General features: G+C 65.9%; 11 protein-coding genes. 8 read left to right on the top strand and 3 right to left on the bottom strand.

Translation table 11 applies throughout. The features are described 5' to 3' along the window. Positions 1-19: 19 nt before the first annotated feature. The 3 genes from CHB97_RS10720 to CHB97_RS10710 form a co-directional block, all read right to left on the bottom strand. Positions 20-3340 (bottom strand): DUF2126 domain-containing protein, encoded by a 3321-nt coding sequence (locus tag CHB97_RS10720; protein WP_089287957.1) that lies wholly within the window; start codon positions 3338-3340, stop codon positions 20-22. Positions 3341-3449: 109 nt separating this feature from the next. Next, the gene (locus tag CHB97_RS27035) at positions 3450-4463 is read right to left on the bottom strand and encodes a GlxA family transcriptional regulator (RefSeq protein ID WP_200819890.1); all 1014 of its coding nucleotides are present in this window, start codon (positions 4461-4463) and stop codon (positions 3450-3452) included. A gap of 20 nt (positions 4464-4483) precedes the next feature. Next, entirely contained in the window at positions 4484-5062 is a 579-nt protein-coding gene (locus tag CHB97_RS10710) for an isochorismatase family protein (RefSeq protein WP_089287955.1), read from the bottom strand. Positions 5063-5377: 315 nt separating this feature from the next. Here CHB97_RS10710 and CHB97_RS10705 point away from each other — a divergent pair, with 315 nt between their 5' ends. The 8 genes from CHB97_RS10705 to CHB97_RS10670 all read left to right on the top strand — a co-directional run bounded on the left by CHB97_RS10705 (position 5378) and on the right by CHB97_RS10670 (position 13841). Beyond that, positions 5378-5917, top strand: coding sequence for a flagellar basal body-associated FliL family protein (locus CHB97_RS10705; protein ID WP_089287954.1), 540 nt, complete (start codon positions 5378-5380; stop codon positions 5915-5917). An 18-nt stretch (positions 5918-5935) separates the two neighbouring features. Beyond that, positions 5936-7021: a flagellar motor switch protein FliM gene (fliM, locus tag CHB97_RS10700; protein WP_089287953.1), complete on the top strand. Its 1086-nt coding sequence runs from the start codon at positions 5936-5938 to the stop codon at positions 7019-7021. Next, entirely contained in the window at positions 7018-7548 is a 531-nt protein-coding gene (locus tag CHB97_RS10695) for a DUF6468 domain-containing protein (protein ID WP_089287952.1), read from the top strand. Before fliM ends, CHB97_RS10695 begins: the two co-directional genes overlap by 4 nt. Then, complete coding sequence (locus tag CHB97_RS10690; RefSeq protein ID WP_089287951.1) at positions 7545-8456, top strand: MotE family protein; 912 nt, start codon at positions 7545-7547, stop codon at positions 8454-8456. Before CHB97_RS10695 ends, CHB97_RS10690 begins: the two co-directional genes overlap by 4 nt. A 114-nt stretch (positions 8457-8570) precedes the next feature. Continuing rightward, on the top strand, positions 8571-9218 hold the full coding sequence (locus CHB97_RS10685) for a chemotaxis protein CheZ (protein WP_089288116.1): 648 nt from the start codon (positions 8571-8573) through the stop codon (positions 9216-9218). A 20-nt stretch (positions 9219-9238) separates the two neighbouring features. Next, positions 9239-9931: a hypothetical protein gene (locus CHB97_RS10680; protein ID WP_089287950.1), complete on the top strand. Its 693-nt coding sequence runs from the start codon at positions 9239-9241 to the stop codon at positions 9929-9931. Continuing rightward, positions 9928-10635, top strand: a complete 708-nt coding sequence (locus tag CHB97_RS10675; protein WP_089287949.1) for a flagellar motor protein MotB — start codon at positions 9928-9930, stop codon at positions 10633-10635. The genes CHB97_RS10680 and CHB97_RS10675 overlap by 4 nt, the downstream gene beginning before the upstream one ends. Continuing rightward, complete coding sequence (locus tag CHB97_RS10670; RefSeq protein ID WP_089287948.1) at positions 10635-13841, top strand: hypothetical protein; 3207 nt, start codon at positions 10635-10637, stop codon at positions 13839-13841. The genes CHB97_RS10675 and CHB97_RS10670 overlap by 1 nt, the downstream gene beginning before the upstream one ends. The last annotated feature ends 68 nt before the right edge of the window (positions 13842-13909 follow it).

Here is a 13909-nt window from a genome sequence, read left to right as displayed (position 1 = left end):
GGGGAGGGAAAGAGCGGGTTCAGCCAAGGCGCAGGTCGAGGGTCAAAGGGAATTCCAGATTCTTGATCTCCGCCGGGGGCGGCATCGGCCCAGGTGTATGCCCGAACGGGAAGAAACGCGCCAGCCTCCGCCCTTCCGCCTCGTTGGCGTTGACGGGGAAGGTGGTGAAGTTCCGCCCGCCCGGATGGGCGACGTGATAAGTACAGCCACCGATGGAACGTCCCGTCCAGCTATCCAGAATGTCAAACACCAGCGGTGTATGCACGGGAATGGTGGGATGCAGGCAGTTTGGCGGCTGCCAGGCCCGGTACCGCACGCCGGCCACATATTCCCCTTCCACCCCCGTGGCGGCCAGCGGCACCTTGCGACCGTTGCAGGCAATGATGAAACGGTCGTCGGTGGCGCCGGTCAGGCGCACCTGCACCCGTTCCAGCGAACTGTCGACAAAGCGCACCGTGCCGCCGCCGCCCGGTTCCTCCCCCAGCACATGCCAGGGCTCCAGCGCGCTGCGCAGCTCCAGCGTCACATCGCGCTGGGTTATCGTGCCCAGGGTGGGGAAGCGGAAATTCAGGTGCGGCTTGAACCAATCTTCCTGGAAGCCATAGCCGGCATGGCGCAGATCGGCCACCACATCGGCGATGTCCTGCGCCACGAAATGCGGCAACATGAAGCGTTCATGCAGCTTGGTGCCCCAGCGCACCAGCCGGGCGCGATAAGGCTGACGCCAGAACCAGGCGATCAGGCTGCGCAGCAGCAATTGCTGCAACAGGCTCATCTGCGCATGGGGCGGCATCTCAAAGCTGCGCAGTTCCAGCAGGCCCAGCCGGCCGCTGGAACTGTCGGGGCTGTAGAGCTTGTCGATGCAGAATTCACTGCGATGGGTATTGCCCTGCACATCCACCAGCAGGTGACGCAGCGCCCGGTCCACCAGCCAGGGCGGCGCACCCGGCCCCGCCTCGTCCAGGATTTTGAAGGCGATTTCCAGCTCATACAGGCTGTCATGCCGCGCCTCATCCACGCGCGGATGCTGGCTGGTCGGCCCGATGAACATGCCGGAGAACAGGAAGGACAAGGCCGGATGGTTCTGCCAATAGGTCAGCAGCGAGCGCAGCACATCCGGCCGCCGCAGGAACGGGCTGTCCGCCGGAGTGGCCCCGCCGACCACGATATGGTTGCCGCCCCCGGTGCCGACATGCCGGCCATCCAGTGCGAATTTCTCCGTCGCCAGCCGGCTCTGCCGTGCATCCTCGTACAGGTCCGTGGTGTTGCGGACCAGTTCTTCCCAGGTGGAAGCGGGATGGATATTCACCTCGATCACGCCGGGATCGGGGGTGACGGCGATGGAATTCAGGCGCGGGTCGCGCGGCGGGGAATAACCCTCCAGCACCACCGGCATATCCACTTCCACGCAGGTCGCCTCAATCGCGGCGATCAGTTCCAGCCAATCCTCCAGATGCGAGGTGGGGGGCAGGAAGATATAGAGCCTGCCATCGCGCGGCTCCACACACAGGGCGGTGCGCACGATCCACCAGGCGGATTGGCCACGATCCGGCACCTCCTCGCGCACATCGGCCATCCGGCGGCGGCGTTCCACCGGTTCCGTCTGGCCCTTCAGTTCGGCGGCCTGCTGCGCCAGTTCCTGATAGGCGGGCAAGGGCTGGCGCGTATCGAACGGGTCTTGCTCGTAAGACCAGGGATAGTCCTTCTCGTCCACCCAAGGCAGGCTGCCCAGCGGCAGGCGATAGCCCACGGGGCTGTCACCCGGCGCCAGCAGCAGCCGGTCGCTGCGCAGCGGCCAGCCGCTGGACAGCCAGACCGGCCCCGTCGCCTCATGCCGCCGGTTCAGCGGCAGGGCAAAGCCGATGGGCTTATCCAGCCCGCGTTCGAAGACGCGGGCCAGCCTTGCCCGCTCCTCCTCATCTTCCAGCTTGGCGTCGAACGGGTCGACATTGAGGGGGAGCTTGCGTTCCTTCTGGATATAGTACCAGGGGTCTTCAAAGGCGGCGCGGGCATATTCCGGCGGGATGCCCAGGCGGGTTGCCAGGGCGCGGATGTAGCGCTCAGCATCTTCCTGGACGAAACCATAATCCTTGCGCTCATCGGCCTGATATTCATCATGCGCCCACAGCGCATCCCCGTCGCGGCGCCAATAAAGCTGAAGCGCCCAGCGCGGCAGGCTTTCGCCAGGATACCATTTGCCCTGGCCGAAATGCAGCAGACCGCCGGGGGCGAAACGGTTTTTCAGCCGGCGGATCAGGTCGCCGGACAAAAGCCGCTTGGTCGGCCCCATGGCGGCGGTGTTCCATTCCGCCCCGTCCATATCGTCGATGGAAATGAAGGTCGGCTCACCGCCCATGGTCAGGCGGATATCGCCTTCCTGGATTTCCCGGTCGACCTGATGGCCCAATGCCTCAATCGCTGCCCATTGTTCGGGCCAATAGGGTTTGGTGGTGCGCGGCTGTTCGGCGATGCGTGTTACCGACATCTGGTGGTCAAATTCCACCTCGCACATTTCCAGCGCCCCCGTGATCGGCGCAGCGCTGAACGGGTCGGGCGTGCAGGCGACAGGGATATGGCCTTCACCGGCGAACAGGCCCGAGGTCGGGTCCAGCCCGATCCAGCCGGCACCGGGCAGGTACACTTCGCACCAGGCGTGCAGGTCGGTGAAATCGGCGATCGGTCCTTCCGGCCCTTCCAGCGGCTTCTGATCGGCCACCAGCTGGATCAGGTAGCCGGAGACAAAACGTGCGGCCAGCCCCAGATTGCGCAGCAGCTGCACCAGCAGCCAGGCGCTGTCGCGGCAGGAACCGGTGCGCTTTTCCAGCGTCTCCTCACAGCCCTGCACCCCCGGCTCCAGCCGGATGACATAACCGATGGCCTGTTGCAGCCGAATATTCACATCGGCCAGGAAACCGACCGTGCCCTTTTCCGTCCGATCGATGCTGGCCAGCAGTTCGGTCAGCAGGGGGCCGGGCGTTTCAGCCTCCAGAAACGGTTTCAGGTCTTTGGCGAGTGCGGCTTCATAGGTGAAGGGGAATTTTTCCGCCGCCGGTTCCAGGAAGAAATCCAGCGGATTGATGGAGGCCATGTCGGCCACCAGATCCACTTCCAGCGTGAATTCGGTGGTCTTTTCGGGGAAGACGAAGCGGGCCAGCCAGTTGCTCTGCGGGTCCTGCTGCCAGTTGAGGAAATGCTGCTTTGGCGTAACCTTCAACGAGTAGGAGAGAATCGGCGTCCGGCAATGGGGTGCCGGCCGCAGCCGCACCACCTGCGGCCCCAGCGTGATGGGGCGGTCATAGCGATAGACGGTTTTATGATTTAACGCGACATGGATACCCATACGGCCCTGTCTCCCAGCCCATTATAGCGGCGGCCCGTTGGTGGCCCCCCGCAACCCCGGATAGGCAGGTTAACATCAAAAGGAAGTCCGGTTAAGCTGCGTCGCAGCATTATTGTCCGACAGACGGAATCACGACATTTTCTTTCCCGGCAGGAAGGCCGCGGGCCGCGCTGGGCGGGGTGGGGTGCAGCCGCCCCCAGGCCCGGCGCAACTGCCGGGCTGAGGTGAATCCGGCCCTTTCTGCCACGGTTTCCATATCCAGGCGGGAATTTTCCAGCAACTGGCGGGCCAGGGCGACGCGCAGCCGGTTGATGTAATCCGGCACGCTCATGCCCGCCTGTTCATTGAACAGGCGCGACAGGTGGCGCGGGCTGGCATAGGCGATGCGGGCGAGATCGCCCAGGGTCCAGTCCCGCGCCGGGTCGGCGGCAATGGCATCCTGCACCCGGTGAATGGCCGGGTGCAGGTGGTTGCGCCCTTCCATCCAGGGCGAAAGCTGTGGGTCCGCCCCGGCCCGGCGCATATAGACCACCAGATAACGGGCGACGGCGGCAGCCACACCGGGCCCGCAGCGCCGCGCCACGAAATGCAGGGCCAGGTCAATGCCGGCGGTAATGCCGGCACTGCTCCAGCAATTGCCATCCTCAACGAACAGGCGATTTTCCTGCACACGGGCGGCGGTGCTGGCCTGACGCAATTCCTCATAGGCGCTGTGGTGGGTGGTGCAGGCCCGGCCATCCATCAAGCCGGCCCGGGCGGCGATGACCGATCCCGCGCAGATGCACAGCAGCAGATGGTCGGGCCTGACCGTCCGGCGCAGCCAGTCCACGATCACCTGTTCGTGCATGTTGTCGGCCTGCACATCCTGACCGGGCAACGGGTCGATATTGCCTGACAGCATGATGATGGCATCGGCCGGCAAACTGTCGGGCAGGGGGGCGATGTGTGACAGGATCAGTCCGACGGAACTGGCCAGCTCTGGCATCGGCCCGATGAAATGCAGGGCGAAACCCAGCCTGTCCTGTTCCATGCCGGCCCGACGCAGCACCTCCGCCGGGCCGGCGACATCCAGCAACAGGGCGCGCGGGGGCAGCACCACATAAACCGGGACGATGGTCCGCATCTGTGCTGCCCCCGCACCCATCAGGCAGCCGCCCGCGCGGTGTTATCCGCCTGGGCCCGATCCAGGGCCTGCTCCACGCTGGTGATGGTGGCAAAGCGACCGGCCAGCACCAGCGCCGTCCGCGCCTTAATCTCATCTGCTGACCAGGTGCGGCCTGCTGCGTCGGTCATGGCGAAGGTCAGCGTGGCTTCCGCCACATAATCGACCTCATAACCCAGGTCGCTGGCGTGGCGGGTCGTCGTCTCACAGCATTGTTCCGTCCGGATGCCGCTGACGATGACGCGGCGGATGCCGTTGGCCACCAGCCAGACATCCAGGCCACTGCCCACCAGGGCGCTGTGGCGTGTCTTTTCAAACACCGCGTCAGGGGTGATCTGGACCGGCGACAGCGGCTTCACATAGCCGGACGCCTTGGAAAACACGCCGTCCGGATCAACATGGAAAATCTGTACGATGGGGATGCCGGCGGCCTTGGCCCCATCGATCAGGGATTGGATGCGGGGAAAAAAGGCTTCCGCTTCTGCCTCTTGCCAGTAGGCGCGCTGACGAAAACTTTCCTGTACGTCGATGACTAGCAGGGCGGTTTCAGGGGCGGACATTTTCGGCACTCCATCTTGGTTGATGGCGGGCAGGTTATCGGGGCTGTTAAGGCCGCGAAAGGCATGGGCCGGACGGGATGCGGACATAAAACGCCAAATGGATGCCGGTTAATGATCCTCGGTGCCGGAAAGACTGTATCCGTGCGGCCCCATTCTCACAGGCTTTTTTAGCAAAACCGTGGAAACGGTTGAAAGCGCTTGTTAACCACCGCATGATTAGGATCAGGTGGAAGCAGCGCTTTCATCGGAGAACCGGTGGGGGCTGGTTTGCTGGAACCAGGTGGGCGGAACATGGCATTGAAGGCGCGTTCATAAATGACGGCCATGGAAACCGATGGCGGTTCGACCGAACATGAACAGCAACGCAAGAAGCTGAGCGGCAAGAAGATCGTTCTGTTCATTGTGCTGCCGCTGCTGCTGATCGTCGGCGGCGGTGCCGCCGCCTTTTTCACCGGGATGCTGGACGGGCTTCTGGGCAAGAAGCACGAGGGTGAGGGCGAGCACGCGGAGGAGAAGCACGAGCCGGAGCTGCCGCCCTATCACGGCCCGCCGATCTATGTACCGGTGCCCGACATGCTGGTGAACCTCAATACGGGGGAGCGCCGGGCCACCTTGCTGAAGCTTGGCATTTCGGTGGAGGTGGGGCGGCCGGAGGATCAGGCAGCCGTGACCACGGCCTTGCCCCGCATCACCGATGGGTTCCAGGTCTATCTGCGGGAATTGCGGATGGACGATCTGCGCGGTTCGGCCGGCATGTACCGGCTGCGGGAAGAATTGCTGCTGCGGGTCAATATGGCGGTGGCCCCGGTGAAGGTGAAGGACGTGTTGATCAGTGAATTCCTGGTTCAGCAATGATGGAAGGGATGGGAAACCATGGCCGGTCCTGAAGAGCTGAGCGAAGAAGAACGGATGGCCGCCGAATGGGCGGCCATGGCCGATGAAGGGGCCGGCGACGCCTTTGGTGAAATGGGTGGCGGCGGGGGCGGTGGCGCCACCCGCGTTCTGAACCAGGACGAAATCGACAGCCTGCTGGGCTTTGACAAGGACGGTTCCGGCGACGGCGACAATACCGGCGTCATGGCGCTGGTGAATTCGGCGCTGGTCAATTACGAACGCCTGCCCATGCTGGAGGTGGTCTTTGACCGCCTTGTCCGCATGATGTCCACATCCTTGCGTAACTTCACGTCCGATAACGTGGAAGTGTCGCTGGACCAGATCAGTTCCGTACGTTTCGGTGATTATCTCAACTCCATCCCGCTGCCGGCCATGCTGGCCGTGTTCAAGGCGGAGGAATGGGACAATTACGGCCTGATGGTGATCGACTCGGCCCTGATCTATTCCATCGTGGACGTGCTGCTGGGGGGGCGCCGGGGTACGGCGGCCATGCGTATCGAGGGCCGCCCCTACACCACCATCGAACGCAATCTGGTGGAGCGGATGGTGCATGTGGTGCTGTCCGACCTGTCGGCCGCCTTCGATCCGCTGTCGCCCGTCACCTTCCGGTTCGACCGGCTGGAAACCAACCCGCGTTTTGCCACCATCGCCCGCCAGGCCAACGCCGCCGTGCTGGTGAAGCTGCGCATTGATATGGAAGATCGCGGCGGCCGTCTGGAACTGCTGATCCCCTATGCCACGCTGGAGCCGGTGCGTGAATTGCTGCTCCAGATGTTCATGGGTGAGAAATTTGGCCGTGATAGCATCTGGGAAACCCACTTGGCCTCGGAGCTTTGGCAGACCGATGTTCACCTGTCCGCTGTCCTGGATGAAATCGTGCTGCCCTTGAGCGAGGTGCTGGCCTGGCGTGTCGGCAGCCGCGTTCTGTTGAACGTGGCACCGGACGAAACGATTGAGCTGCGCTGCGGTGACGTGCCGATGTTCCTCGGCCGCATGGGCCGCAAGGGTGGCAATATCGCCGTGCGGATCGACCGCGAGGCCCCGAAACCGGAGTCGCAGCCATGATCCCCGGCCTGTTGTCCCTGCTGCTGGATATCGCCGTCATCGGCCTGCTGGTGGCCACCATCATCTATGCCGTGCGGCTGAACAAACAGCTTTCCGCCGTCAAGGAAAGCCGGGCGGAGCTGGAGGAACTGGTGAAGGGCTTTGCCGAAGCCACCGCCCAGGCCGACAGTTCGGTAAAGGGGATGCGCAAGGCCGCGTCGGAGTCGGGGGAGGCCCTGTCGGCCATGATCACCCGCGCCCGCAGCCTGAAGGAAGAAATGGAACTGATCGTGCAGGCCGCCGACGGGCTGGCCAACCGGTTGGAACAGGCATCCGGCCGGGCGCGTCAGGCTGCCCAGCAGCCATCCCCGCCGCCGCCGCTGACGGCGGCACCGCCCCCGGCTTCCCGCCCCGCAGCGGCAGCGCAGAATATGGCGCCGCCATCCCGCCCGGCCTCCCCGCCGCCCGCCGCTTCGTCCGGCGGGTCTGAACCGCGCTCCCGGGCGGAGAAGGAATTGTTGCAGGCGCTGGAGAATCTGCGGCCATGAGCGTTCCCCCGGATATGCCGGCCGCACCTGCTGTGAAAAGCCCCGCGCCCCCCCGTGCGGCAGCACCGCGCGCGCCGGGCAAGGTGCCGGCTGGCAAACGCCCGGTTGCGGCCAAGCCGAAGGTGAAGGCGCGGCGCCGGCCCCTGCTGCGGCCCGGCCTGCTGCCCGCCACCATCCTGGCCGCCGGTCTGCTGATTGGGGTGAAGGTGGGGGATATCTGGATGGCGGTCACCACCGGTGCCGCCTTCAACCCGGTACCGCCCTCTGTCGCAGAAGAACAGGCCCCCCAGGGCCTGCCGGAAAAGCCGGATACGGCCAAGCTGGCGGTGCCGCCAGCGACCCAGGTGGCCGCCGCCAATGCCCCGGCGCAGGAACCGGCAGCACCCAAGCCTGAACCGGCGCAGGCGCCCAGCCCCCCGGTCACGCCCGCACCGGCGGTGCAGCATGGCGATGATCATGGTGCTGCCCCCTCTGGCGCGCCAGGGCAGAGTTTTACGCCCAAGGAGGTGGAAATCCTCCAGCGTCTGCAGGAACGGCGAGAGCAACTGGACCAGCGCGGGCGTGAACTGGACCAGCGGGAGGCCATGCTGGTGGCTGCCGAATCCCGCTTTGACCAGAAGATCGCCGAGCTGCAGAAGCTGAAACAGGAAATCCAGGGCCTGCTGACCACGGTGAATGCCGAACAGCAGACACAGTTGGACAGTCTGGTGAAGATTTACGAGACGATGAAGCCGGTGGATGCGGCAAAAATCTTCAACAGCCTGGAAAACAAGGTTTTGCTGAATGTCATCAGCCGCATGAAGGAGGCCAAGGCGGCCCCGGTACTGGCGGCGATGGATTCGGCGCGTGCGCAAGAGGTTACAATCCTGTTGGCGGAGCGGAAGAGACTGCCAACCGTGCCTGAATGATTGTATGTAAGCGGCGGAACTGTCTCCGCCAGCAGGGTTTGGCCCTCTCGGTGGGGCTGGAACCCTGTCGCGTTATTCCCTCCGTTGAACCTGATGCTTGCCGAAGGTGTCCAGATGCTCCGCACTGCCGTTGATCCCGCCCTGAAGGAACGTCTGGACCTGGCCCGCCAGGAGGCGCGCCTTCCCCTGTCCCGTGATGAGGTGGCGGGCATCGTCGCCTCTGTGCTGAATTCCATGGGCGGGGAGATTTCCCAGCACGATCTGCGCATCTATTCCGAGCTGGAGGGGTTGGCCCGCTTCATCCACAATGCGAAGAAGGAAATCGCCGCCATCCAGCCGGCCGACATCCATTCGGAGCATATCCCCCTGGCGACGGATGAGCTGGATGCCGTGGTGGGCGCCACGGAAGACGCCACCAACCGCATCATGGATGCCTGCGACCAGATGATGGCGCTGGCCGGCGACGTGCCCAGCGCCGTATCCTCCAAGCTGATGGACATCACCACCGGCATTTATGAAGCCTGCAACTTCCAGGATATTACGGGCCAGCGAATCACCAAGGTGGTGCGCGCCCTGAAACATATCGAACAGAAGGTGGAGGCGCTGCTGGTCGCCATGGGTGAGCAGGTGGAACGCCGCCATCCGGTGACGCCCGATGTGCCGGCCGTGGCCCTGGCGGTTCCCGATTCCGACCTGCTGCATGGCCCCTCCATGCCGGGTTCCGGGATCGATCAGGCCTTTATCGACTCGCTTTTCGACTGACCATTCCCGACAGAGGATGAATGTCCCAGGATCGCCCCCCGAATCAGCCCTTCTTCTGGCCATCCCCGGCGCCCGCCGCCGGTGAGGATGGGCAGGGGGCGGGGGCCCTGACGGTCTATCTGGGCGTTTTCATCCTGCTGCTGGGATTTTTCATCCTGTTGAACGCCATTTCGCATTTCCATGATCAGAAGGTCGGCGCGGTGCTGCGCAGCGTCGACCAGGCCTTCTCCATGCCCCGCCTGCTGTCCGGCGACAGCGGGGAAAAGGTGCATGACCATGCCATGGGCGATGCGTTGCAGGCGATGTCCAGCCTGGGCGATCTGGTACGCAGCGAGGTGGCGCTGGCCAGGGTGGAAACCAGCGCCGATGGTCTGGCCCTGACGGCCACCATGCCCGCCGACGCGCTGTTCGGGTCCGGCGGCGGGGTGCGTACCGATCGGGTGGCGCTGCTGGACCGGCTGGCTGGGGCTCTTGTCCCGCGTCCCGGCGGGGTGCAGGTGGCGGGGGAGATGCTGATGGGCATCAAGGGGCAGGGGGAAACCGGCCCTGCCGTGGCACGCATGGGCGCGCTGGCCCGCGCACTGGTGGCCAATGGTGCCCCGGCGGCGGCCCTGTCCATCGGGCTGGAGCCGGATGACCCGGCCGGGCAGGTGCGCCTTGTCTTCCGGCTGCCGCCGCCCAAGGCCGTGGCCAGTGACGGGGGTGGGCGATGAAGCCCGGCCTGCCGCTGCTGAAACTGTTTCCCGCCCCGCAAACGGCCTCGGGCAAGGCCTGGCTGGTCACTTTCACCGATCTGGTCTGCCTGCTGCTGACCTTCTTCGTCATGCTCTATTCCATGTCAGAGCCGGACGCCGCGCGTTATCAACGCGCGCTGGGTGTGGTTCCTGGCCAGGGCAGCGGCGGCACCGGTGCTCCCCCCCCCAAGGCTGTCTTCACGGCGGAAAGCCTGAACCGGGAAAAGGCGGCCGATCTGGGCTATCTGCGGCGGGTGTTTGAAAATCTGCTGCCCGGAAACCCGGCCCTGGCCGATCTGCGAATGGAACGCCGGCCGGAAGGGTTGGCGCTGTCGCTGCCGGCGGACCTGTTATTCGCGCCGGGGGAGGCGCAGTTATCGGAAAATGGCCGGGCGGCCCTGTTCGTCATGGCCGGGGTGGCGGATAATCTGGGCAACGCCCTGGATGTGGCCGGCCATGCCGATGCCACCCCGGCCGGCAGCCATTGGCCCTCCAACTGGGAATTATCGCTCGCCCGCGCCCAGGCGGTGGCGGCAGCCCTGCATCAGGCCGGCTATCTGCGCCCCATCACCATGCGCGGTCATGGCGACGGCAGGGCCGGGGAGGTCGCCGCCACCCCGGAGGGCAATGCCCTGGCCCGCCGGGTGGAACTGGTGATCCGTGACCATGGGGGGTCCCGCTGATGCGCCGGCCCCTGATCCCGCTGCTGCTGACGATGACGGCGACGCTGGCCCTGCTGCCCGGTCTGGCCAATGCCCAGCCGGGCAAGCCAGCGGCGGCAACAGCTTCCGCGGCCAAGGTGGGGGTGCGCAGTGGGGTGCATCCAACCTATACACGGCTGGTTTTCGACTGGGCCAGCAACACCGCCTATACCGCCGAACAATCCGGACAGGATGTCACCCTGCGTTTTCCGGTGGCGGCGGAGGTCAATCTGGCGCCCGTGCTGCGGGCCAAGCCGGCGCGGGTGGAGGGGCTGACCCAGGCGGCGGAGGGGGGCGCGCTGCTGGTGCGGTTCCGCATCCCCGCCGGGGCCGGCATCAAGGATATGCGGGCGGGCACCCGCGTGGTGATCGATATTCTGGACAAGGCACCACCCGCCCCGGCCAAACCAGCGCCAGCAGCGGCGGCCAATGCGGCACCCGCCCCGGAAAAGGCGGAGAGCAAGGAGAAGCCGGCGGCGGCAGCGCCGGCGAAGGCCGCAGCCCCGGAAAAGCCGCCCGCCCCCGTTGATCCACGGCGGGCCAAGGAAGGCGCGCCGCTGTTTGAGTTGCGCGGCCGCCAGACCTCAGCCGAGGGGCAGGCCGCGGCCAAGGGGCAACCCACGCCCCTGACACCAGCGCCGGCCGCTGGCCAGCCGGCAGCGGCCGCCGGAACCACCACACCCGCGCCGCAAAAGCCGAACGCGCCGACCCCGGCGGCCAGTCCCGCGCCGGTGCCGGCGGTGGAACAGGCTGCCCTGGCACCGGCCCCGCTGGTTGACAGTGTCAGCATCCCGTTTGATCCCAAGCTGGGGACGGCGGCGGCGGTATTTGAGCGGGCGGGATATCTTTATGTGCTGTTCGACCGCCCAGTGCCGCCGGAAACCGCCCCCGCACCCGGCAGCGTGCCCGGCCTGAACACAGCGGTGGAGCCGGTGACGGTGCCGGATGCGTCCGGCTTCCGCCTGCCCATGCCGGCCCTGATGCAGGCCCGCGTCCAGCGCGATGGCACGATCTGGCGCATCGGGCTGAACCGGGCCACCGACCTGCCGCCCAATGACCCGGCGACGGTGCTGACCGCCACGCCGGACCCGCAATTCGCGCTGGGGGCGCGGCTGGTGGTGGCCGCCCCGGATGTGGCCAAGGTGTTGAGCTTCAAGGATCCGGTGGTGGGCGACACGCTGTTCGTGACGCCCATTTCCACCCCCGGCCCGCATCTGCCGGCCGCTCGGCGTTTCGCCCAGGCGCAGTTGCTGCCCAGCCTGCAGGGGCTGGTGGTGCGCCCGCTGGATGACCGGCTGGTGGTGCAGCCGGTGCGCGAGGGGGTGGAAATCTCCGTGCCCGGCGGGCTCAGCCTGTCACCGGCGGCCGATCTGGCCTCTGTCGCGCCCCCGCCGCTGCCCAAGCAGGAAAAGGAAAAGCTGTTCGATTTTAAACGCTGGGGGCAGGGGCCGGCCGACCGCTACATCGCCACCCGGCAGGAGCGCTGGCAGCAGCTGGCGGGAATGCCGGAGGCGGAGCGGAACCGCGGCCGGCTGGACCTTGCCCGTTTCTACATCGCCAATGGTCTGGCCTATGAGGCCGCCGGCATGTTGACCCGCGTGCAGGAGGTGCAGCCCGATGTGGATCGCCGGCCGGAATTCCTGGCCGTGCGCGGCATCGCCCGCGTCCTGACCGGCAATCTGGATGGTGCCTTGGCCGATCTGTCCAATCCGGGATTGGCGGGGGAGAAGGATGCCGACCTCTGGCGGGCCGCCGCCCTGGCCGGCAAGCAGGATTATGCCGGTGCGCACGCCCTGTTCCAGGCCCGCAAGGACCAGCTGGCGGCCTATCCCGATCCGTTCTTTGTCGGCCTGTCGCTGGGCGCGGCTGATGCCGCCCTGCGCCAGGGCCAGCCGGAGGCGGCGGCCCTGATCCTGGACAAGGTGGTCAAGCGCGGCGGGGAGGGCGGCCAGCAGGGGCCGGGGGTGGAATTCTATCGTGGTCTCGCCTTCCGCGCCCTGGGCGACAAGGAAAAGGCGCTGGGCCTGTTCGAGACGGCGATGAACAGCCGCGACCGGCTCTATGCCATGCGCGGCAAGAAGGAATGGATCGACACCGCCCTGGACCTGGGCAAGATCGACGCCAAGGAAGCCGCCAAGCGGATGGAGGAAATGCGCTTTGCCTGGATGGGCGATGCGCTGGAACTGACCAATCTCCGCCGCCTGGGGGAGGTCCATGCCCTGGCCGGCAATTATCCCCAGGCGTTTGAAACCATGCGCCGCACCATCTCCCTGTTCCCGGATACGCCGGACGCCAAGGAGATTGCGGCCGACATGACCCGCACCTTTACAGAGATTTTCTCCAAGGATGGCGCGGCCAAGATGCCGCCGCTGGAGGCGCTGGGCCTTTATGAACAATACCGCGAACTGACCCCGCCGGGGGCAGAGGGCGACCTGATCATCCGCAAACTGGCCGAACGGCTGGTGGAGATTGACCTGCTGGACCGGGCGGCCGAACTGCTGGACCATCAGGTGCAGTACCGGCTGGCCGGGGTGGAGAAGGCCCAGGTCGGCACAAGGCTGGCCGGCATCCGGCTGCTGGATGGCAAGCCGACCGACGCGGTGGCCGCCTTGGATGCCAGCCAGGTGGAGGGCATTCCCCCCGAACTGGCGGAGGAGCGCCGGCTGCTGCGGGCCCGCGCCCTGTCGCAATCTGGCAAGGGGATGGATGCCATCCAGTTGCTGACGGGGGATCAGTCCAGCAATGCCAATCTGTTGCGGGTGGATATCGCCATGCGTGACAAGAAATGGCCGCAGGCAGCGCAGGCGCTGGGCGATGTGATCGGCCCGCCGCCAGCAGCGGGCACGGCGTTGGATGCCAAGACATCAGGCCTGGTGGTGCAACGCGCTGTGGCCCTGTCGCTGGCGCAGGATAATGCCGGGCTGGAGGCGCTGCGCCGGGATTTCGGCCCGCTGATGGAAAAGACCAAGGATGCCACGGCTTTCCGCGTGCTGACCCGGCCAGAGGAAGCGGCTGGGCTGGCCGATGCCGCGACCATCCGGTCGCGCATCACGGAAATCGACCTGTTCCGCAGCTTCCTGGATAATTATCGGGCCAAATCGGCCGACAAGCCGGCCCCCGCCGCAGCCCCAGCCCCGGCAGAACCGGCGGCAACCCCGCCTGCCCAATCAGCGCAGAAACCCTCTTGACCTTCCCTTGTGCCACGGCAGCGTCTATGTAGAAGGGAACGGAACGGGACCAGGGGTGCTGCAAGATC

It is taken from the genome of Azospirillum sp. RU38E, assembly GCF_900188385.1.
Taxonomy (GTDB): domain Bacteria; phylum Pseudomonadota; class Alphaproteobacteria; order Azospirillales; family Azospirillaceae; genus Niveispirillum.
Note: the sequence above shows the minus strand (reverse complement) of the source record. Positions and strands in the feature narration are given on the sequence as shown.